Consider the following 24,075-nt stretch of genomic DNA (forward strand, 5'->3'; position numbering starts at 1 on the left):
TTAAGACAAGAAAATTATAAATATAGGAATAATCTGAAGGATGTGAGTGTATGAGGATTATTAAAGATGACAAACATAGAAAATTAGCTATTATAATTATGATTCCTGTATTACTTATAGCTCAATATTATCTTTTTAAATTTGGAATTTTAAAACCTATGATAAAGGGCGTTGAAATAAAAATAATTAATGGAGATTATATTCAAGATATAGATAAATATGTTATAAGATTAGGAGAGGAAGTAACCTTATCTAGTGGAGACTATATAAAAATACCTAATTACGCAAAAGACCCAGATATAAGTTTTAAAATATTAGATAATAATAAATCACTTAAAATTATTGAAAATAGTGATAAAGAAGAGAATACTGCTACATTAATAGGGATAAAAAAAGGCTATTCATCAATTGCTATTGTTAAGGATTCACGAGTATTAAAAAAAGCTACTGTGTTAGTAGTAGATCCTCAGGTTGAAAATTTAAATCTACAGGTAGATGGAAGCTTGGTTTTTGTAGGAGATAGTGCAAAAATAAATAGCAGTGTGGAAGTAGATTATAAAAGATTTAAAGATTCATATGAAGTTACTTATGAAAGCTCAAATGAAGATATATTAAAAATTGAAGATAATGAAGTGAAGGCTGTAGGCGTAGGTAGTGCTACTATTTATGCTAAATCAGGGGATAAGGTAGATTCAATTAGATATAAAATAAATGCAAAAGTAGAAAAAATGGAAATTGATGATTCTATAGAATTAGGTGTTGGATCTATAAAAAAAATACAACCTAAAATAATTACTAATCCAAGAGGATTAAAAAATCCTGATATAGAGTATCAATTAGTAGAATCTAAACTTCCAATAGAAAGGTCAATAAGATTGGATCCAAATGGAACTATTGTAGGACTTAGAGAAGGCGAAGAAAAAGTATTGATATCATGTGGTGTTGGATGGAATAAAAAAAGTAAAATAATAACTGTAAAAGTTGTAAAAGAACCATTAATTAATCAATCTATACAAGATCTAATATCATCATATGATATAGAAGATAATAAGATGATAATTACATTGACATGGAGTAGTATATCTGAAATATTTAATTATGATATATACTTAAAAAACAACTCATTAGGTGAAGAGTATAGCTTGTTAAATCTATAATAATGGATAAGATTGACCTAGATAATGAAAGTAAAATAAAAACTACTATAGAAGTAGATATAAGTGACTTAAAAGATATCGATTTAGATATTTATGTTGTAGGTGTTACTGATAAAGGAAATACAAATATAAGTAATATAACTAATATAAAACACTCTATTGAAGAAATTGAGGAAGATGTTATTAACTTAATCGCAAATATAGATAAAGATGATAATATAATAAATTTAGAATGGAACTCAATAGATAACTGTGAATATAATATTTATATAAAAGACATGGCTGAGGGAAATGATGAATTTAAACTATTAGCATCTAATTTAATTGATACTAACTACACAGTTAATATAAGTGAGAATATAGATATAGAAATATATGTATGTGCAATAAGCAATGGAAATGAAATAGCTAGAAGTGATATAAAAGTTTTTAAATAATTTTAAAATAATAAAAAGGATAAGCTTGAAGTTTATCCTTTTTATTATGCATATTTACACTAATTTATGTAATAAATTGGTGTAAATAAAAATAGAATTTATAAGTAAATATAATACTTGTATTGGAGAGATGAACAGTGAAAAGAAGATATGAAAGAATTAGTATAGCATCAAAAGATTTGTCAAAGGAAGCATATAAAGCTTATGCTGGAAAAAAAGATTACAAAAGAGCTATAGAAATATATCTTTTATTAGCTGAATCAAAATGTGTACCAGATGATATTTCAAATTTTGCAAAAAATATGATGGGAAGATTGAGTAAAAAAATTGATGAAAATACATAAAGAGTAGCATATTAAAATCTAAAATGTTTAGATTTGTTGGAAAAATGTTTTCTTTATGATAGAATTAAATTAGGGATAAATATAAAAACAACAAAAGAAGGGGGGAAGTCAAGGAAACTATAGATCCTTGATGAACATTTTATGAACGAAAGTACAAGAATTTCTCTAGAAAGAGCTTCAGAATTAAAATCAAGAATAGAAGATTATATTGAAATAAGAAAACAAATTCCAAATGGATTGGAATTAGAAGAAGAAATAGATAAAAGAAAAAAACATATATTAAGTGTTCTAGGCGGAACAGAAGAAAATTGGAATGATTACAAATGGCAGTTATCAAATAGAATAACAGATGTAGATACATTGTCTAAAATATTAAAATTAACACAAAAAGAAATAAATCAAATCAAAGAAGTTGAAGGTCAATTTAGATGGGCCATATCTCCATATTATTTAAGTTTAATTAATCCTGAGGATATTGTTGATCCAATAAAATTAATGTCTATACCATCGTTTATAGAATTAGAAGATGAACAAAGTGATTTAGATCCAATGGGAGAAGAATTTACAAATCCTGCAGGAAGCATAACTAGAAGATATCCAGATAGATTAATAATAAATGTTACAAATGAATGTGCTATGTACTGTAGACATTGTCAAAGAAGACGTAATATAGGACAAAAAGATTGTCAACAATCAAAAGAAGTTTTACAACAATCTATAGATTATGTAAGAGAAAATACTGAGATAAGAGATGTACTTATCACAGGAGGTGATCCATTAACATTAAATGATAGTATGTTAGAATGGATAATAAGTGAACTAAGAAAAATAAAACATGTTGACTATATAAGGTTAGGAACAAGAACACTAGTTACTATGCCTCAAAGAATTACTGACGAATTTTGTGATATGATAAAAAAATATCATCCAATATATATAAATACACATTTTAATCATCCTATGGAAATTACAAAAGAAACTAAAAAAGCGTGTGAAAAATTAGCTAATATCGGTGTTCCATTAGGAAATCAAGCTGTTTTATTAAATGGTGTAAATAATGATAAATTTATAATGAGATATTTAAATCATGAATTATTAAAAATAAGGGTAAGACCATATTATATATTCCATAGTAAGCATGTAAAAGGAACTAGACACTTTAATACATCAGTGGATGATGGAATGGAAATAATGGAGTATTTAAGAGGATATACGTCTGGTATGGCTATACCAACATACATAATAAATGCTCCAAAGGGTAAAGGTAAAACTCCTTTACTTCCTCAATATTTAATATCAAAAGGAACAGATTATATTAAGATAAGAACTTGGGAAGGCGAAGTTATAAAAGTTGAAGATACTCCAGCGAAGGATATAAAATCTTTAATAAAAAATACTTTAGCTTAAATAAAATTATAGAAAAAAGGCTTAAAATTTTAACAATTTTAAGCCTTTTTTTTTATTAGTTTTAATTAGTAAAATTTATTATAAATAACATTTAAGTTATTTATCAGCTAAAATAATATAACCGTGCTAAATAATTAATATTAATTCTTACTATATAGCTTCTTTTATACTATTATTTTTGAATTTTTCTATTCTTTGCTTATTTAATTTATTCATACCTATAGATGCAGTTACAAGAGATGTATAACATACTCCTATAAACACTAATATAGTTGTCCATGCAACGCTGTATCCTGCTTTATCAACTAATAATGCGAATACAGATGAACCAGCAGCAAATCCAACAGCAAAGAATATTTGAACTACTCCTAATATTGCACCGAATTCTTTTTTACCAAAGAATGAACCTGCAAGTAAAGATGGTCCCATCATATAAGCGAATACAGAAAGACCTTTTAACGCAGCGAATACTTGAGCAAGTATTGGCATTTGTCCAGCGAACATTAATGCTAAACAAGAAGTAGCAGCTAATATAGCAGCAACTATTAGACCTTTAGTTACACCTAACTTATCAAATATTATTCCACCAAATAGGTTTCCACCTAAAGAACATAAAGCGAATATAGAACCAACCATACCAACTATCATAGGGTCTATTTTTAAGTGAAGTTTTAAGTAAGCTGGATATTGAACTGCTAAAGCAGAAACATACATTCCTAAGAAGAATAATCCTAATGCAAATATCCAGAAGAATTTTATATTTTTAACTTCATTTAAAGAATATCCCCAATCGATTTCTTCGCTATCAGAAGATTTATCTTCAACATTACTGTTCGATTTACCTTTAACAATCTCAGAGCTATCTTTGGGCATTCTTAAGAATAATAGCGTTATTGGTATACCTACAGCTAATGAAAGTAAACCGAAAAGTAAGTAAGATTTAGATGCACCATTATTAGCTAATGAGAAAGCTGTTATTTGTTGTAAGAATATATTACCTATAGATCCTCCAGCAAAAGCAAGTCCTAGAGCTTTTCCTTTAGATAATTCATCAAACCAACCATTTATTAAAAGTGGAACTCCTATTGAAGATATTGCAGCAGTACCAACTTGAACAATACCTGCAACTATGTAGAATTGCCATAATTCTTTACACATAGAAAAGGCTAAGAAACCTCCACCAGAAAGAATTGTTCCTAATAAGTACATAGTTTTAAGGTTTATTTTGTTATACATAGCTCCTATGAATGGAGATGCTATTGCTGATACAATTGTACCTAATGTAAATATTAGTGAAAAACCAGCAAGTGTAAAACCATTTTCTTCTACGACATAACTTACGAATTGAGGTTGTATATTAGATGCAACTCCAAAAGGTATAGCTTGTATAAGCATGCAAGCTACAACTATAAGCCAGCCTGTAGCAAACTTAGACTTTTTATTGTTACTTAAAGTAGTCATTTTGCTTTTTCTCCTTTTTTTATTTAATTTTAGTCTCGATAAATGTCACAATCAGTCAGAATTTGTTTACCGAACAATAAAATACTATCATAGAAAAACTTGAAAAGAACATTACAACAGAGAGTAAACTTGAATCAAGTTGAATAAAAATACAAAAAAATTCAATAAAAAAATGTATAAAATAATTTATACTTAGAATAATGGAACAAAGTTAATTGAATAATAAGTAGTACTAACAAATTTAAAATAAGCGGAGGAAAGTAAGTGAGAAGTATTACATTTGGAGAATTACTGGAAAAATTACTGTATTTATCAAATCAAAAGAAAAGCGCGTTAGCAAATGCATTAGGATATGATGACTCATATATAAGTAAATGGATTAATGGTAAGAATTTACCAACTCAAAAAGGTATATCAAGTATATGTAAGTCAACATCAGAATTCATAGTTAATTCCCTTACAGCTACTTCAATGCAAGATATTCTTGATTACTTTGAAATGGGTGCTGATATAGACAATACAAATATATTAAAACAATATATTGAAGAATATTTAAAAGAAGCGTATATGCAAACGTCTCAAAAGAGTTTGCCAAATGTATATAAAAATACACATTGTGAAGATCATTACAATGGAATGATTCATATTAATCCTAGATTGAGAAAAAAATATCTATCTAAAGATTTAGAAGCATATATTACTAAAGTTAATAAACTAGATTTAATAATCTATGCTAATCTATATAAGTTAAATATTAGTGATAAGATGTCAATTGCACGTATGAAATATGATTTATCTAAAACGGAAGATCATAGTACGTTAAAGATTAGATTTTTAACAGGTTTTAGTGGTGATGACAAAGATATAATATTTAATACCATATTATTGATAAATCTTATTACACTTTATCCTAAAATGAAGTTTGAAATATATAATTGTAATATTAACTCTGATTCTATAATTTCAGTTATAAAAAATAGAATATTCCATAGTGCGGTTTACTCTGGAGGAGATCAGTGTTTATTTACAACTATGTCAAGAGAAAAAAGAATTGTAGATGATATGTACTATAATTTAGAGGAGATATTAAAAAATAAAGGTAAACCATTGGTAAATAGTATATCTTCAACAAATTTAATAAAAGAGAAAGTATATACTCAATATATTATGGGGCAAGATTTAAGATTATTAATAGGATCTATGAATGAAATATTCATGCCACTAGATATATTTGAAGAAGTATGTAGTTCTACATTTAAGAATGATAAATCTGTTTTAGAGGAAGTAAACAATATAAATATATTTTTACAAAATGTAACTTACAAATCAAAGCTAAAAGTTTTAATTTGTGAATCTGAGCTAAAAAGATATATATCTTCTGGAGAGTTAAATTTCTTTAATAATAGAGTGAAATTAACATTTGAGCAAAGAGAAAAACATTTAAAATATATTGAAAAAATAATATTAGAATCATCAAAAGTTGAAGTTAAGCTTATAGAGAGTAGTTTAATAGATACATTTAAGGAAAATAAAAACCCAACTATATATCTATCAAGAAGTATAAATATATTACCTAAAGATATAGATAATGGAGTAGGTGATTATGAAATAATAAACGATACTGAGTTTAAGGGTATATGTGATAAATTCTTTGATACTATTTGGAATAGTGATGAATCTTCAATAATTAGTGATAAAGAAGAAATACTAGAACGTATAAATAAAGCAATAGCCTATGCTAAAATTGTTAATAAAAATTATAAAAATTAAATACTCTAGAATTAACTTGAATTATTCAAGGTAATATTGAATTAATTGAAAAAGAGCATATTAAAAAGATTTTTATACAGTTGACTTATTTTTTAAAAGGAATTAATCTTAAATCATGTTTTAAAAATGTTTGAAACATAAATGCGATCGTAAGGGAGATAAAGTAATGACTAGAAAAATTTATTTTAATGGAAATATAATAACTGTAGATAAGAATGAATCTGTAAAAGAAGCAATAGTAATTGAAGACGGATTAATTAAAGAGTTAGGAACTAATGAAGAGATACTTTCTAAATATGATGAATCAATTGAAAAAGTGGATCTTTGTGGTAAGACTATGCTTCCAGGATTTATAGATCCACATGGTCATATAGTTCCTGTTGCACAAACATTAATGATAGTTACTTTAGGAGATGTTACATCTAAAGAAGAATTATTAGCTAGATTAGAAGAGTCATTAAAGAATGATCCTCCTGCTGGAGATAATTGGTTAATAGGATTTGGATATGATAATACTAAATTTGAAGGTGGAGAACATCCAACTAAGTTTGATTTAGATAAAATAAGCACAGAAATTCCAATATCAGTTTCTCATGCGTCAGGACACTTAGCTGCTGTAAACTCTAAGGCACTAGAATTATATGGTTATGTAGGTGAAGATTATGAAGTTCCAGAAGGTGGAGTTGTAAGAACTGTATCTCCTGATTCTAAAGAGCCAAATGGAGTACTTGAAGAAAATGCTATATTAGATAGTGAAAAGAAAAAAATTGTAAAAGCACCAGGATTTGAAGAAATATTAAAAGCTATGGTTAAAGCTCAAAAATTATATGCATCATTAGGAGTAACAACAACTCAAGATGCATCTGTTGAAGAAGCTAACGGATACAACCATATATTAGGAGCATGTGCTCAAAATAATATGTTAATAATAGATGTTGTAGGTCTTGCTACTCAACCATCAACTAAAAACTTAATGAAGGATGAAGGTACTCCAAAAAGAGAATACTTCAATCATTATAAATTAGCAGGCGCTAAAACTTGGTTAGATGGTTCACCTCAAGGATTTACAGCTTGGTTAAGTAATCCATATCATGTTGTACCAGAAGGACAACCAGCAGATTACTGTGGATATGGAACTCAAACTGATGATGTAGTAACTCAATACTTTGTTGATTGTATAAACATGAACATTCAAGTTCATACTCATGTAAATGGTGATGAGGCTTGTGAACAATTCTTAAGATGTTATGAAAGAGCTGTTGAAATAACAGGACATGGAACAGAATTAAGACCGGTTATGGTTCACTGTCAAGCTTTAAGATATGATCAGTTAGATAGAGTAAAAGCTTTAGGTGCTGTACCTACATTCTTTAATGACCATGTAAGATTCTGGGGAGATTTACACCATGATGAAGTTTTTGGTCCAGAAAGAGCTCAAAACATATCTCCAATGGGATGGGCATTAGAAAAAGGAATTAAGTTTACTATACATCAAGATCCACCAGTAAAAATGCCTAACCAGATATTAGGTATACACAATGCTGTAAACAGAAAGACTGAATCTGGTAGAGTTTTAGGTGAGCATCAAAGAATATCAGTAATGGAAGCTATAAAAGCTGTTACTATAAATGGAGCATATCAGTATTTCGAAGAAGACACTAAAGGGTCATTAGAACCAGGTAAAGTAGCTGATATAGTTATAGTTGATAAAGATTTATTAAGCATACCAGTTGAAGAATTAGAAACTGTACAAGTTTTAGAAACTATAAAAGAAGGAAATACAATTTTTAAAAAATAAACTATAATAATGCTATCAAGTAATAAATTGAGTATAAAATTGTCAAAAATAAAAGTCTATTTCATTCAATATGAAATAGACTTTTATTTTTTATTTAATTACTTAGATCAATATTTTTTGATTCAACAAACTTGACAATATATATTTTTAAGACACCCATTATAGGCACTGATAAAATCATTCCAGGTATTCCAAAGAATCCTCCACCTACTGTAACTGCAAGTATTGTTAAAAATGGACTAAGTCCAAGTTGACCTCCAACTATTTTAGGTTCAATTACAGCAACTTCTATTTGCTGAACTAAAATCAAATATATTAAAGAGAACATGGCTATTTTAGGATCATAAAATAAGTTGATTATTACAACTGGCGTCATTCCTATAACAGGACCAAAGTACGGGATTAAGTTCATGAAACCTACTAAAGTACCAAATAGAATGGAATACTTAGATCCTATAAAATAAAGACCTATTGCTGATAATAACCCAACTATAGCTGAATCTAAAATTTTTCCCGAGAAATATTTACCGATATTAGAGTTTAAATTACTACAAATATCTAATATTAAATTTCCAAACTTTCTGCCAAAAACTATGTACACCGATTTTTTAGAAAAAGATAAGAAACTTTCTTTTTCTAAAAGAATATAAAAACATATAATAAATGCTAAACAAAATTGTATTATAAATTTACCTATAGAAAATGTAGTATTGAATATATTACCAATATAACCTATAAATAAGTTGCTAAATTGAGGCATAGCAGACATAATTTTATTCATAACATCTTTTAAGGTATTAGGGTCAATAGTTTTTAAGCTTTCACCAAACTTAAATAAAAAATCTTGAGTTTGCTTAGCATAAGTTGGTAATTGATTTACTATATCAGAAATACTTTCAATTAAAGATGGAACTGTAAAAATTATAAATCCGCCAAGTAAAATAAGAAAAAATCCATAGGTTATAAATAACGAAAATATCCTCTTTAACTTAAGTTTTTTTTCAATAAAATTTACAACTGGATTAAGTATGTAAGCTAATATAAATGCTATTACAAATGGAGTAAGTAATGATAATAATAAGCTTACTATACTAAAAAAATAATCATAGTTATCTATAAATTTAATTAATATATATGAGACAACTACAGTAAGCACAATATTTAAGTAAATCTTTTTTTCTTTCAAAACAACACATCCTTTTAGTCATATAAATTAAATTAACTTCAATATAATTAATAGTAGTATTATACAATAAAAATATTAGCAATACCTATAGATTTTATGAAACTTAATAAATATTTAAGAAAATATATAGGTATAAAAATTATTTTCTAGGAGGTGAATGTTATGGATTATGAAGTAATAGTTAAATACAGTGGAGATATATTATTTCTTGAAAGTAAATTAGGCGTTTCTGTTGAAATACTAACACCTATATATGCTATAATAACGGCCGAAACAGAAGATCAAATTAGGGATTTACTTTCATATCCTCAGATAGAATATATAGAAAAACCATTCATACTTCAAAGTCAAGATACCCAGAGTTTCTCAAGTACAGGTATAAGTAATTTTAAAAATAGAAGTGGATTAACTGGAAAAGGAACTTTACTAGGGATAATTGATTCTGGAATTGATTATACATTGCCAGTATTTAAAGATAGTGAAGGTAAATCAAGAATATTATATTATTGGGATCAAGAAACCCCAGGAAATCCACCAGATGGATTTAAGGAAGGTACATTATATACAAATGAAGATATAAACAATGCAATAGAAAGTCAAAGCATACCAATATCATTATCAAACTTTCATGGAACTCATGTCGCAAGTATAGCATCTCAAATTGCAAGTGAAGCGAATTTAATAGTAGTTAAGGTAGGAAGTAGGACTGTAGATAATTATTCAAGAAGCACGGAATTTATGAGAGCCATAAAGTTTATATTAGATAGGGCTTTAGAATTACAAATGCCAGTGGCAATAAATATGAGCTACGGAAGTAATGAAGGATCTCATAGGGGATTATCATTATTTGATCAATATATAGATGATATGTGCTTATTTTGGAAAAATAATATTGTTGTTGCAGCGGGAAATAATAGGAATAAAGGTGGACATAAAAATATAAAATTAGAAAATGAAATTGAGGAAGTTGAATTTACTATAGGTGAAAATGAAAGAGTCATAAATATAAATATATGGCCTAATTTTGCAGATGATTTTAATGTGTACTTAGTAAATCCTTCAAATCAAAAAACTCAGTCAATTTCTTTAACATCAGGTGAAGTAAGAAATTCAATAGGAACAACAAGAATAAAAGGGTATTTTTATCCTATTGCTCCATATTCATTACAAAGAAGAGTAACATTTCAACTAACAACAAGTAGTCAAATAACACCTGGAATATGGAAAATAGTGTTCGAACCAGTAAAGATAGTAGAAGGGAATATAGATATATATCTTCCAACATCAGAAGGGTTAAGTAAAGATACTAGATTTCTGACTCCAACAACTGAACTTACAGTAACTGTTCCGGGAACAGCAAGTAGAGTTATAACTGTAGGAAGTTATAATTCTAAAACAGATGTTGTTTCTATATTTTCTGGTGAAGGTGATTTCGAAAGATGTGCATTTAAGCCAGATATATTGGCTCCAGGAGAAGAAATATTATCCTACTTACCTGGAGGTAATCAAGGCGCTTTAAGTGGAACTAGTATGGCTACTCCACATGTTACAGGAGTATGTTCTTTACTTTTACAATGGGGAGTTGTAAATAATAATGATCCATTTTTATATTCAGCAAAGCTTAAGGCACTATTATTAAAATCAGCAAGAAGAGTTGAATATATATCTTATCCAAATAGTCTAAGAGGGTATGGGTTATTAAATTTAGCAACACTAGAATTAGATCAATTAGCAGATCTTAATGAAGATTTAGATTATTTTTATAGAAAAAAAACAAGTAGAAGAAAAATAAAGAAAAAGAAAAAAATAAAAAACTATTACTTTAGGCAAAGTAATCTTTTTAATGGAATAATTGTCTTATATGAACCAGGGTTTGAAGAAGAATTAAGGAGAGTTGCTCCAGAAGCCGATTTTTTTAAGTTAAGTGATAACTTTGCAATTGTTTTTTTTAATGAAAGTAACTTAAATGCAATAGCATCATCAATATCTGTTCCTTCTATAACAAGATTACTACCACTTACTAAACTTTCTATATTAGGAAGAATTAATATGGGAACTGAAAATGGAGTTAATGCGAATGAAGAAATTGGAGTTAATTTTTTTAAAAATAATCCAGATATAAACTTAAATGGAAGAGGTGTTTTGATAGGGGTATTTGGAAGTGGAATTGACTATTTGCATCCAGATTTTATATATCCAGATGGAACATCTAAAATATTATATTTATGGGATCAAACAAAAGAAGGAAATCCTCCAGATGGATATACTATAGGAACTGAGTACACTAGAGAACAGATAAATGAAGCTATAGAACAACAAGATTCATCATTATCAACAGATGAGGAAGGATATGGAACTATATTATCTGGAATTTGTGCTGGCCTTGGAAATTTAAATAGTGATTATGCAGGAGTTGCAGAAGATGCAGAATTAATAATAGTAAAATTAGCAAAATTTGATGATATTTATAGTAATGCAATGGCTTTGGTAGCAACTCAATATGCTTATGAAAAAGCAGACCAATTAAATATGCCAATAGTTATTAATAATATATATGGAACAAACTCATTAGCAGGAATAAGCAGTAGAACTTTAAGTGATAAGATATTTTTTAATAGAGGCACTTGTGTAGTTAGCGCAGTGGGAAATGAGGGAAATGCAGAAACGCATACAAGTGGAAGGATATTATTTACAGGTGATAATCAAGATATAGAACTTGAGATAGAAAGTGAAGAAGCTAGTTTGACAATAGAAATATGGTTAAATAAACCAGATACTGCAGAAGCATCTGTTATTAGTCCTACAGGAGAACCAAGCAAACAACCACAAGTAAGCGACTTTTACACATCTGTAGGAAAATTTGATTTAGAGGGTACTATTTATGGAATAACATATATATATCCAACAACTTATTCAGGTCAACAACAAATAATTATAAACCTATTAAATGTAAAAACAGGGATTTGGAAAATTCGCCTAATCGGTGATTATATAACTAATGGAGTGTATAATGCTTACTTACCCAATAGGGTATTATTAAATCCAGGTACTAAATTTAGAAACCCTAGTCCAGAAAAAACTATAAATTACCCAGCTACATATAGTGATGTCATAGCAGTGGGTGCGTATGATAGTATAAATCGTGGTTTATGGCAAGAATCATCGAGAGGGCCTACGATAAGTGGTTTGCTTAAACCGGATATTATAGCTCCAGGTGTAAATATTATAGGACCATATCCTGGAAGTAGATATGCAACCATAACAGGAACTGCAGCATCTGCAAGTTATACTTCAGGATGTGTAGCAATGCTTTTACAATATTTATTAGTAGAAGGTAATTATCCTGATAAAGCCTTTGTTCAAAAAATAAGGACTTTATTTAGAGCAGGTGCCACTAGAAATAATGATAATATATATCCAAATAATAATTATGGATATGGTATTTTAAATATAAGAGGTGTTTTTGAAATACTTAGATAGTGGGGGAGATTATGGGAAAATCATACTCAATAGTATATGTAGGGGATATATCTAATGCTTTAAGTAGAAATGGCTTAAATGATTTTATGGTTTTAAATAATCAACTTACAGTTTTATATACAGATGATGATTTTAATTCATTAAGGCTGAATAGAATAGAAGAAATTGCATGGTGGCAAGAGGGAAGGCCTATTAGTAGTTTGATACAAATTGGGGAAGGTATCTCTGATGGAGAAACAGTATCTAGTGCATCTCAAGTTGAATATATAGAAAATAATCCATATATAACTGTAAAAGGTGAAGGTGTTATGATTGCTATAATAGATTCAGGAATTGATTATTTACATCCGGATTTTATAAATGATGATAACACTAGTAAGATTATTTCTATATGGGACCAAAATGGAAATGAAGATGAAAAAAGTCCTCCTCAAGGCATGATTTTTGGAAGTGAATTTACAAGAGAAGATTTAAATAGGGCAATACTAGAAAATGATCCTAGTCTAACTGTAGATAATATTGGAACGGGAACAATTGCAGCAGGAATAGCTTCTGGATCTGGAAGAAAAAATCCTTTATACAAGGGTGTAGCTCCAAAAAGTGAGTTGGTTGTAGTTAAATTAAGAGAATATGAAGGAACATTTTTAGAGGGTAGAATCAACTATATAAATAATGATTTCTTAGCGGCTATTAAATATATAATAGATGTAGCGGAAAAAGAAAATAAACTGACTATAATAAATTTAACTGTAGGAGAAAGATCAAGATCTGTAATTTTAACTAACTTACTAGATACATTTGAGTTTTTAACCAGAACAGGTATTGTTGTAGTTAGTGGTGCTGGAAATGAAGGTAATACAAATATACACTATGAAGGGATATTAAAAAATTTATCTTCTACGGATGTTATTTTAGAAGTAGGAAATCAAAAAGCATTAGACATAACAATGTGTCCGAATGGACCAGGAAGAAGTGGAATTCAATTAATATCTCCATCAGGAGAATTAAGTTATAGAGTAGATTATTCTCCTGACAATGAGGTATATAGAGGAAAATTTAATTTAGAAAATACAACTTATGAAATACAAGCAATATATCCATGGCTTTTATCTGGTAATGGAGAAGTGTATATAAAAATAAATAATATAAAGCCAGGTATTTGGACAATAAGAACCTTTCCAGAATTTGTGACAACTGGTGAATTTGATTTGTATTTACCAAATGGTAACTTAATTTCTAGCAATACTAAGTTTTTGGACCCAAATTCATTTACAACTATAACTTTATATGGAGCAACTGATAGTGTAATAACAGTAGGGGCATTTAATGACAAAACTAATAGCATGTGGATTGGATCATCAAAAGGTCCTATAAGAGCTAGAACTACAATAAAACCTGATATAGTTGCTCCTGGAGTAGATATTATATCTACGTTTATAAATCAAGAATATATAAAATCTACAGGAACTGGTGTAAGTAGTTCATTAACATGTGGAGTTTTAGCATTAATTATGGAATATATATCACTAGAAGGAGGATATCAAAGAAACTCTTTATTTACTCAAGTTTTAAAAACATACTTAATGCTTGGAGCAACTAAAAGTCCTATATACACATATCCAAATGATTCTCAAGGATATGGAATTTTAAATTTAAGATCAACAATAGAAGCTATAGCAAATAATCTATGAATTTAAAAAAGATAATATATTTTACTATATATTAAAATATATGTAATTTGTAATAATGTGAATTTATCACAAAAAAAAGTTAATAATAATTAAAAAGGCAACAAGAGGTGGTGACTTTGATGCAGGATAAAGCTAAAGCATTAAATGGTGAAAATAATCGTAGATTAGATTTAAAACAAGCTCTTGATAGAGCTATAAATGCACCATTTGCAGATGCCCATGATGTATATTCAGAAACTAATGTTAATATACCATCTGAAGAAAATACATTACAAGCTAAAGATTGGGTAGATAATGGAAGTAGAACTTAATATAATTAAAATAAAAGGGCTATCTAATTAGATAACCCTTTTATTGAGAAGGAACAACTATATATTGCCCTGCTTCTATATTGTAGTCATCTGATATAATATTTATATTTTCTTTATATACAATTTTTCTAAAATATTTTAAGTCTTCATTACTAATATCATAATTATATTTTTTTATAATATCATCTATTGTTTCTCCGGAAACAACGAGATGCTTAGTAAATGTTCTATCTGACATTATTTTATTATAAGCATTTTTATAAGGAATTTCATAAAGTTTTGCTACTAAAGGTATATTTTTATATGCATAACTAGAAACTTCATCTAAACAAGTTATATAATCATAAAATCCATCTCTGAAAACTTGAGATATAGATTTATTATTGTCTACATTAGGAGCAATAAAAAATAATACTAATAAAAAGAGTAAACAATACTTCAAATATATCACCTCTTAATTAGTATTATTGACAAAAATATAGGGTTTATATCAAATGAAATATAAACCCTATAATTATATATTTTTATTTAACTGGGTAAAGTTATTATAAATGTACTACCTTTACCGATTTCACTTTCAACAGATATTTTTCCATTATGAAGTTCTATTAGATGTTTAGTTATAGTAAGTCCTAGACCACTACCACCTTTTACTTCAGATGTAGAATCTATAACTTGATTAAACTTATCAAAAATTTTATCAATATTTCTTTGACTTATGCCTATACCAGTATCTTTTACGCTGATTTGAATATAGTCATCTAAATCATTTATAAATACATCAATTTTTCCTCCAGGTGGCGTAAACTTCACTGCATTACCAATTAAATTTACAATACATCTTTCTATTTCATATCTGTCACACTCAATAATTTTTTCTTCTATCATAGTATCTATAGTAAATTCTATACCTTTACTTTCTATATAATCTTTTAATCCTAATATAGTTTCTTCGACTATAAATACAATATCTTCTTCTTTTTTATTGATAATATAGCTGTTACTTTGAAGTTTGCTAGTATCTATTATATTATTAATTATATTTAACAGACGTGTACAGTTTCTTCCCATTATATCCATATAGTAATCAAGTTTATCAGGTGTTAGCTCATTTTTTCTGTTAAAGTCTCTTATTAATTGACCAGTACCGTTAATTACATTTAGTGGAGTTCTAAGTTCGTGAGATAAATTAACAAAGTAGTTATTTTTATTCTTTTCTAATGTAATTAATTTATTAAATAACTTTTTATTTTTTTTCATTTCAGATTTTAGTTCTTTAGTTCTATTTTCAACTAAGTTATCTAGCCTTTTAACTTTTGTCATATTAAATTTAATAATAATTAGTGTAAATATAATGTATCCTAAGATTGCTAACTTACTTTTCCAAAAAGGGGGCTTTATAATAAATGAAACTTTATTTTCGTCACTCATTATGCCATTGTAACTTAAAGCCTTAACTTTAAAAGTATATTTTCCAGGTGATAAATTAGCATAAACTATTTTGTTAGTATGAGATAATACCCAATCGTTATCAGAACCCTCAAGCATATAATAATATTGCACACCGTCTAAATTTTTATAATCATCAACAAAAAAACTTAAAGTAATATTATTCTCAGTAGATTCAAATTTACGATTAGAGATATCTTTATAATTTAAACCTTTAACTTCAAACTTATTGAATATTACATTAGGTTTATATTTAGAAGTATTAATATCTTTAGGTTTGAATATATTAAATCCATTTATACCACCAAAATAAAAATCTCCATTTTTATTTTTAAAGTATGACTTTCCATTAAACTCATTACTTTGAAGTCCATCTATAACTGTATAATTTTCAAACACTTTAGTTTTTGTATTGAATTTAGAGATCCCGCTATTAGTACTCATCCAAAAATTATTGTTAGAGTCGATTAAAATACCATAAATATTATTATTAGGTAATCCATCGTTAGTTGTATAGTGAGTAAACTTTTCTGTACTAGTATCAAAAATATTTAGACCATGACTAGTTCCTATAACTATATTACCAAACATATCTTCAGTTATACTTCTAATTGAATTGTTAGTTATACTAGTATTATCATCTTCTATATTCTTATATACTTTAATAGAATTATCTTTGGGATTTAGTTCTACTAACCCTCCATCTAGAAAACAACCTATATAATATTTTCCGTTTTTACTTTCATAAATATCTCTTATAAATAAATCACTTATAGAATTTTTTATAAGATAATTTGTTATATTAGTTATTTCTTTAGTTTCAATATTCATAACAGCTAAACCTACATTTGTTCCAATCCAAAGGTAGTTTTTGCTATCAACAAATAATGATTTTATCATATTAACAGGTAATCCATCTTCAACTGAAAAGTTTTGGATCGTTTTAGAATTTTTATTAACAATAGTAAGCCCATTTGAAGTACCTATATAAATTTCATTGTTTAGGCCTGTTATATCTTGGATAGTATTATCGCATAAACTACTATTTTCACTAGTTAAAAAGTAACGATCATCATTTTTTTTATTTATTATGTTTACACCTGTTAAACTAGTACCAACCCAAATATACTCATCATCATCTTCATAAATTCCATGTATCATATTACTGCTTAAAGAATTTTTATCAAAGGGATCATACTTATAATGTTGAAAGTTATTATTAGGGTCGAAAATAGAAATCCCTTTATATGTTCCAACCCAAATTAATCCACTTTTATCTTCTATTAAACAGTAGGTTTTATCATCTATAAGGCTATTTTGGTCATAAATTTTATTTTTATAATTTATAAAGTTATCGTTTTCTGTATTATATTTAGATAATCCTCCCTGTGTATTTATCCATAAGTTGCCATTAGAATCTCTTAGTATATCTCTTATAAAATTACTAGGAATAGAATTATTTGAATTTGTATTTGTATAAACTTTAAACTCATAAGTATCAATATCTATTTTAAATAAGCCAGATCCTAAGGTAGCAATCCATATATATTTATTGTCATTATAGAGTCTATATATAGGATAGTCTGAGATAGTATTTATATTATTATTAGTAAATTCTTTAATTTTCTTTAGGTTTTTGTCTAGTTTAACTAAACCACTTTGAGTACCAAGCCAGATATCACCATTAGAATCCTCTTCTATTGAGTGTATATACTGTGTAGGTAAATCATTATTATTATTTAAAATCCTTTCAAATGAATCTGTATTTTTATTATATAAGTTTAACCCATTTGAGGTAGTAACTAATATATCACCAGCTTTAGTAACTAAAATTTCGCATATGCGGTCATTTGACAGTGTTCCATTATTAGACTCTGAAAAATATCTAGTAATATTATCATTTTTAGTATTTATTTTATTTAAACCATTTATAGTAGATACCCATACATATCCTTCATTATCTTCAATTATATCTACAATATAATTGCTGCTAATGGTATTTTTATTATAAATATCGTGAGTATATTTTTCAAAGTTATATCCATTGTATTTATTTAAACCATCATTAGTTCCTATCCAAATATAGCCATTGCTATCTTGAAAAATAGTTTCTACTGTAGATTGGGATAACCCATCTTCAATTGTAATACTTCTGAAATTTATGTTATCAGGAGTATTAGCATAAGATAAAACTGGACTTAAAATAATAATAAATAAAGCTAATAAAAATTTATCTATAAAACTTTTTATGTTCTTTGTCATTATTCACCTCGAGAGCTTATTATGTAATCTATAATTAGACTATATCAAAAAATAGGAAATTAATAAATTATAATTGAGTAATAAAATGTAAAAAACATAAAAAAATAAAGATATTGACTAAAATTTTAGAAGTTGGTATAATCTTCTTACAATATAGTAATACTAGAACTAAAGACTATGATGAGAAGAGTAGATATAAAATTTAGTTTTCAGAGAGTTGGGATAAGGTGTGAGCCCAATACGAAATTTATATTGAAGAACATCTCGGAGTCTCTACCCGAAAGCGATAGCAAGTAGGCCTAGACGGATGATCCCGTTACGATCATAAGCATAGCTTAACTAAGAGGTCATATTTTGACAATTAGGGTGGTACCGCGAGAGTATAGTCTTTCGTCCCTTTATATGGGATGAAAGGCTTTTTTTATTTTTAATAATAACTAAAATAGGGAGGAAATACAAAATGCAAAAACAATTTGTGACTGTAAAAGAACTATACAGAAACCAAAATGAGTATATTGGTAAAACTGTAAAGGTAGCAGGTTGGATAAGAACATCTAGAGGATCAAAAAACTTTGGATTTATAGAATTAAATGACGGAAGTTTCTTTAAGAACATGCAAATAATTTTATCTGATGATAAATTAGAAAACTTTAAAGAAATAACTAAGTTACCAATAAGCTCATCAATAATAGTTGAAGGAGAAGTTGTGTCAACTGAAGGAGCTAAGCAACCAATAGAAATACATGCAGCAAATGTTATAGTAGAAGGTGAATCAGACAGCTCATATCCATTACAAAAGAAGAGACATACGCTTGAGTACTTAAGAACAATAGCGCACTTAAGACCAAGAAGTAACACATTCTCTGCTGTATTTAGAGTAAGAAGTTTAACAGCATATGCTATACACAAATTCTTCCAAGAAAGAAACTTTGTATACTCTCACTCTCCAATAATAACAGGAAGTGACTGTGAGGGTGCAGGGGAAATGTTTAGATTAACAACTATGGATTTAAACAATGTTCCTAAAACAGAAGATGGAAATGTGGATTACTCTAAAGACTTCTTTGGAAAAGAAGCTAACTTAACAGTTAGTGGTCAATTAAATGCCGAAATAATGGCTCTTGCATTTAGAAATGTTTACACATTTGGACCAACATTTAGAGCGGAAAACTCATTTACTGCAAGACATGCATCTGAATTCTGGATGATAGAACCAGAAATAGCATTTGGTGATTTAGAAGATGATATGGAACTTGCTGAAGATATGATAAAATACATAATAAGCTATGTTATGGAGAATGCTCCAGAAGAAATGGAATTCTTCAATAGCTTTATAGATAAAGGCTTATTTGAAAGATTAAATAATGTACTTAACTCTCCATTCAAGAGAATTACATATACTGAAGCTGTAGAAATATTAACTAAATCAGGAGTAGAATTTGAATATCCAGTTACTTGGGGAGATGACTTACAAACTGAACATGAAAGATATATAACAGAGCAAGTATTTAATGCACCTGTATTTGTAACTGATTATCCAAAAGATATAAAAGCATTCTATATGAGAATGAATGAAGATGGAAAAACTGTTAGAGCGATGGACTTATTAGTTCCAGGTGTTGGAGAAATAGTTGGTGGTTCTCAAAGAGAAGAAAGAGAAGACGTATTATTAGAAAGAATTAAAGAACTAGGATTAAAAGAGGAAGATTATTGGTGGTACTTAGAGCTTAGAAAGTATGGAACAGCTACTCATTCTGGATTTGGTTTAGGATTTGAGAGAATGATAATGTACTTAACTGGTATGTCAAATATAAGAGATGTAATACCATTCCCACGTACTCCAAGAAATGCTGAGTTCTAAATTTATATAAAAATTTATTAAAAATTATTTTAAATTAAAAAATCACTGAAATGTAAGTTTGACTTAATTTATATTTCAGTGATTTTTATTATTTAATTGAATATAACGATTTATATTTTACGATAAGAGAAGGTTAGATTTAATAGATTAAAATTGGGTATATAATAGATATAAATTTTGAATGAATGAGGTGGATTATGAATTACACTAATATAAATAAATATGAATTGAAGAATCTATTAGAAAGTGAGAAAGAATGTTTACTTTTAGATGTTAGAACTAAAGAAGAATTTAGTGAGTATAAAATAGAGGGAGCAGTAAACATACCATTACAAGAGTTATTTTTTAATATGGATGATATTGAAAAATATAGAGATAAAAAGATAATAGTGTATTGTAGAAGTGGTCATAGAAGTATTACAGCATGTAATTTGCTTTCAATGGAAGGTTATGATGATCTATATAATTTAGAAATGGGAATAATAGACTATGTGATATAGAAAAATATATATAAATACTTAATTAAAGCTTTCAGTTAAGCTATAGTTAAGTATTTTTTTGTATAATAAATTTAATAATTTTAGCAGTTGGAGGATCGGTATGTATAATAACTATTCTAAGATTAACGGTGTTATGACTAGAAAAACAAAAAATAATGATATTAAAAGGAGAAAATTAAAGATAGAAAATTGTCCTAAATGTGACAGGCATATTTATGATATTGACATTTATTGTAAATATTGTGGGTTTAATTTAGAAGAAACATCAATTTATACTAAAGATGTTACTGTAAGTTGGAATTATAAAGACATTATTAACTATTTTAATATGCCTAAAACCTTAATTACAGCTACATTTGCAACATTTATATTATTTATAATATCAATATTAGGAAAAAATATAATTAGTGATTATATTTCTAATATAGACGATTTAGTAAACCCAATACATATATTATTAGGTTTAAACTTAGGTTCTTTAACTTATTATAAATCAACTATGATGGGGTGGAGTGGAAATGAACTAAAACTTGGTCTAGTTGTTTTTGCTATATTACCTATAATATCAATAGCTATATCTAATTTGATTTTTAATAAAAAAAATATTAAGAACATTAAAGATGTATTTAGGAATTCTTTAGGTGTTGGTATTTCTTATGGGATTATATTATTTATTTTAGCTTTAATCAGTAGAATAAAGATTAACTATTCGTATAACATGATGCAGTATGGATATGCTAATCAATTTAGTTTTGGAGCACTAGGAATGGCAATAAAAGGATTTATATTAGGTTTTTTACCTACATATGTAGTTCTTTATAGAAGAGAATATGAAGATGATAATATGTACCTAGAAATATTTAAAAGAGCTATAAACATGTTGTTAGTAGGTTATATATGTACATTTATAATAATATTTATATTGACTATTGTTGATAAAAGTTATCTGTATAGTTTAGGAATGTCTAGCTATACTGATATATTTAGTAAATTGGTAATAATAGCTCAATTATCAGTTTATATATGGTCATTTGGAAATTTTGTTCCTGTAAGTATTGGAAATAAAGTATTATCATTTGGAAATTTAATAAGTTCAGATTTATATTCAACTATAAATTTAATGCTAATAGCTATGTTTTTCTTATCAACATTAGTAATAATAGTATCAGCTTGCAAATTAGAAAGTAAGTATGGAAAAGAAAAAGGTATAAAACCTATTATATTAATGAGCTCTTTTTATGCTATATTAATTGGAACATTATCTATAACAACAAAATTAATGTTAAACGTAGGTACTGATGGATTAAGTTTTAGTAATTTTGCGACAGCATCAGTAATGGGATTTGGATTAATAGAATCGATGATAATTACATTTATATATAGTTTGTAATATCTTTAATGGGATATAAGTTAAATATATTTAATTAGTAACGGAGGATAAAAAAAAAATATAGAAAGTGATAGATTTTCAAATATGAAAGAAAAAATATTAAAAGATAAAAGTGGAAGAGAAAATTATAGAGAGAAAGTTAGAATAAATAATTTAATAAATGAAGCTGAAGACAAAAAAACTTTATTATTAATAGAAATGGGGACTTTATCATATCAGAAGATAAGAGACGGATATTTAAGAGATGATGACTTTAATGAAATCTCTAATGAGATTATAGAACTAGATAAATTTATATATAAGTCTAATTTAGAATTAGAAAAATTAGAAAGTTTGAATCGTATTAATAAATGTGAATGTGGAAACACAATAAAAGATCAAGATAAGTTTTGTTCTGTATGTGGAAAAAATGTAGAAGACATATATGAAGAAGAGACTATAATATGTGACTTATGTGAGACTGAAATTGATGCAGACTCTAATTATTGTGTATGTTGTGGTAAAAAAGTAGAATTAAATTATTAAAATAATATTTGATTTTTAACAAATAAAAGACTAATACCGTATATATAAATATGTGTGTTAGTCTTTTTTATTAAGATTTGTAATTAATTTGAAATATTTTATGAGATGAAAAAACATAGTAGATATGATAAACTATAAGATGTATTTAGATTGGTGGGAGGTAGTGTATGAAAAAAGATGTAAAGTCCAAAGGACATAATTTAGACGATACTTTTAGCATAACTATGGAATTAGAAAGGCCTTTGCTTTACGATGAATTAAGAAATGAAGTATATATTCAAGAACAAAATGAAAAGTCAAGAAGAATAAAAAATAATATATTAAAGTTAATTTTAGGGGTTTTAATTATTAGTATAGTTGGTTTTTTTATATGGGCTAGCGACAGCTATAAGCCACAATCCTTAGCAGAAAATTCACTTGTAAGCGATAGTTCAGTAGAAGTAAATGTAGGAAAATATATAACATTCACACCTAAAAATATAAACCCGACAAAAGGATTTATATTCTATCCAGGAGCTAAGGTTGAACCCGAAGCTTATGCTCCATTATGTAAGGAAATTGCAAGTGAGGGATATGAAGTAGTTATAGTAAAAATGCCTCTTAATTTAGCTATATTGTCTTATAAAAAAGGTGAATCTGTAATAGATGAATATAGTAATATAAAAACATGGGTTATAGGTGGACATTCACTAGGTGGAACTATGGCAGCTAAACTAGCAAGTGAAAATAATATGATAGATGGTGTTGTATTGTTGGCATCTTATCCAATGGGAACAGAACTTAAAGATATGGGCAAAGAAGTAATTTCTATTTGGGGAAGTAAAGATGGTGTAGTTAATTTTGAAAATCTAATAAACTCAAAAGAAAAATTACCTACAGATACTACTTATGTGGAAATTGAAGGAGCTAATCATGCTCAATTCGGTGATTATGGTGAACAAAAAGGAGATCAAACATCGATAATAAGTAGGGAAGAGCAAATAGATGTAGCATCAAAAAATATTATAAGATTTATGAATAAGATAAATTAAATTATAAATAAAAAA

General features: G+C 27.3%; 17 protein-coding genes, 1 pseudogene and 1 other annotated feature. Of the genes and pseudogenes, 14 read left to right on the forward strand and 4 right to left on the reverse strand.

The annotated features are described in order from the left end of the window. Positions 1-50 precede the first annotated feature (50 nt). The 4 genes from EIH23_RS02110 to eam all read left to right on the forward strand — a co-directional run bounded on the left by EIH23_RS02110 (position 51) and on the right by eam (position 3,345). Positions 51-1,157 (forward strand): Ig-like domain-containing protein, encoded by a 1,107-nt coding sequence (locus EIH23_RS02110; RefSeq protein ID WP_243113299.1) that lies wholly within the window; start codon positions 51-53, stop codon positions 1,155-1,157. A gap of 2 nt (positions 1,158-1,159) precedes the next feature. Further along, positions 1,160-1,594, forward strand: coding sequence for a hypothetical protein (locus EIH23_RS16475; protein ID WP_243113300.1), 435 nt, complete (start codon positions 1,160-1,162; stop codon positions 1,592-1,594). 137 nt (positions 1,595-1,731) lie between these two features. Further along, positions 1,732-1,938, forward strand: a complete 207-nt coding sequence (locus EIH23_RS02115) for a hypothetical protein (protein WP_122638570.1) — start codon at positions 1,732-1,734, stop codon at positions 1,936-1,938. A 141-nt stretch (positions 1,939-2,079) separates the two neighbouring features. After that, positions 2,080-3,345, forward strand: coding sequence for a glutamate 2,3-aminomutase (gene eam, locus EIH23_RS02120; RefSeq protein WP_122638571.1), 1,266 nt, complete (start codon positions 2,080-2,082; stop codon positions 3,343-3,345). Between the two features lie 150 nt (positions 3,346-3,495). Here eam and EIH23_RS02125 read toward each other — a convergent pair. Next, positions 3,496-4,818, reverse strand: a pseudogene (locus tag EIH23_RS02125) (conjugated bile salt MFS transporter); the annotation flags it as partial. 252 nt (positions 4,819-5,070) lie between these two features. On the opposite strand from EIH23_RS02125, the gene EIH23_RS02130 reads away from it, so the two are divergent. Both EIH23_RS02130 and EIH23_RS02135 read left to right on the forward strand, forming a co-directional pair. Beyond that, positions 5,071-6,576 carry a hypothetical protein gene (locus EIH23_RS02130; protein WP_122638573.1) on the forward strand — a complete coding sequence of 502 codons (1,506 nt, stop codon included), beginning with the start codon at positions 5,071-5,073 and terminating at the stop codon, positions 6,574-6,576. 166 nt (positions 6,577-6,742) lie between these two features. Continuing rightward, entirely contained in the window at positions 6,743-8,374 is a 1,632-nt protein-coding gene (locus EIH23_RS02135) for an amidohydrolase (protein ID WP_122638574.1), read from the forward strand. A gap of 94 nt (positions 8,375-8,468) precedes the next feature. On the opposite strand, the gene EIH23_RS02140 is transcribed toward EIH23_RS02135, so the two are convergent. Continuing rightward, complete coding sequence (locus tag EIH23_RS02140) at positions 8,469-9,560, reverse strand: AI-2E family transporter (protein WP_122638575.1); 1,092 nt, start codon at positions 9,558-9,560, stop codon at positions 8,469-8,471. Positions 9,561-9,722: 162 nt separating this feature from the next. Between EIH23_RS02140 and cspBA the strand changes: the two genes are divergently transcribed. From cspBA to EIH23_RS02155, 3 genes are all read left to right on the forward strand, one after another. Beyond that, positions 9,723-13,040 carry a bifunctional germination protease/germinant receptor pseudoprotease CspBA gene (gene cspBA / locus EIH23_RS02145; protein ID WP_243113301.1) on the forward strand — a complete coding sequence of 1,106 codons (3,318 nt, stop codon included), beginning with the start codon at positions 9,723-9,725 and terminating at the stop codon, positions 13,038-13,040. An 11-nt stretch (positions 13,041-13,051) separates the two neighbouring features. Continuing rightward, the gene (cspC, locus tag EIH23_RS02150) at positions 13,052-14,731 is read left to right on the forward strand and encodes a bile acid germinant receptor pseudoprotease CspC (protein WP_122638577.1); all 1,680 of its coding nucleotides are present in this window, start codon (positions 13,052-13,054) and stop codon (positions 14,729-14,731) included. Positions 14,732-14,850: 119 nt separating this feature from the next. After that, positions 14,851-15,042, forward strand: a complete 192-nt coding sequence (locus EIH23_RS02155) for a CDIF630_02480 family spore surface protein (RefSeq protein WP_122638578.1) — start codon at positions 14,851-14,853, stop codon at positions 15,040-15,042. Positions 15,043-15,082: 40 nt separating this feature from the next. On the opposite strand, the gene EIH23_RS02160 is transcribed toward EIH23_RS02155, so the two are convergent. After that, positions 15,083-15,484, reverse strand: coding sequence for a hypothetical protein (locus EIH23_RS02160; protein ID WP_122638579.1), 402 nt, complete (start codon positions 15,482-15,484; stop codon positions 15,083-15,085). An 86-nt stretch (positions 15,485-15,570) separates the two neighbouring features. Further along, positions 15,571-18,753 (reverse strand): ligand-binding sensor domain-containing protein, encoded by a 3,183-nt coding sequence (locus EIH23_RS02165; RefSeq protein ID WP_122638580.1) that lies wholly within the window; start codon positions 18,751-18,753, stop codon positions 15,571-15,573. Positions 18,754-18,921: 168 nt separating this feature from the next. Continuing rightward, positions 18,922-19,154, forward strand: a binding site (T-box leader). 59 nt (positions 19,155-19,213) lie between these two features. Here EIH23_RS02165 and asnS point away from each other — a divergent pair. From asnS to EIH23_RS02190, 5 genes are all read left to right on the forward strand, one after another. Further along, positions 19,214-20,614, forward strand: coding sequence for an asparagine--tRNA ligase (gene asnS, locus EIH23_RS02170; protein ID WP_122638581.1), 1,401 nt, complete (start codon positions 19,214-19,216; stop codon positions 20,612-20,614). A 197-nt stretch (positions 20,615-20,811) separates the two neighbouring features. Next, positions 20,812-21,114, forward strand: a complete 303-nt coding sequence (locus EIH23_RS02175; RefSeq protein ID WP_122638582.1) for a rhodanese-like domain-containing protein — start codon at positions 20,812-20,814, stop codon at positions 21,112-21,114. A 100-nt stretch (positions 21,115-21,214) separates the two neighbouring features. Next, on the forward strand, positions 21,215-22,504 hold the full coding sequence (locus tag EIH23_RS02180) for a hypothetical protein (protein ID WP_122638583.1): 1,290 nt from the start codon (positions 21,215-21,217) through the stop codon (positions 22,502-22,504). 84 nt (positions 22,505-22,588) lie between these two features. Then, a complete protein-coding gene (locus tag EIH23_RS02185; protein ID WP_122638584.1) occupies positions 22,589-23,029 on the forward strand; it encodes a zinc ribbon domain-containing protein in 441 nt (146 codons plus the stop codon). A gap of 167 nt (positions 23,030-23,196) precedes the next feature. Beyond that, the gene (locus tag EIH23_RS02190; protein ID WP_164488956.1) at positions 23,197-24,060 is read left to right on the forward strand and encodes an alpha/beta hydrolase; all 864 of its coding nucleotides are present in this window, start codon (positions 23,197-23,199) and stop codon (positions 24,058-24,060) included. Positions 24,061-24,075 lie beyond the last annotated feature (15 nt).

The sequence above is a fragment of the Romboutsia sp. Marseille-P6047 genome, assembly GCF_900604535.1.
Lineage (GTDB): Bacteria > Bacillota > Clostridia > Peptostreptococcales > Peptostreptococcaceae > Romboutsia_E.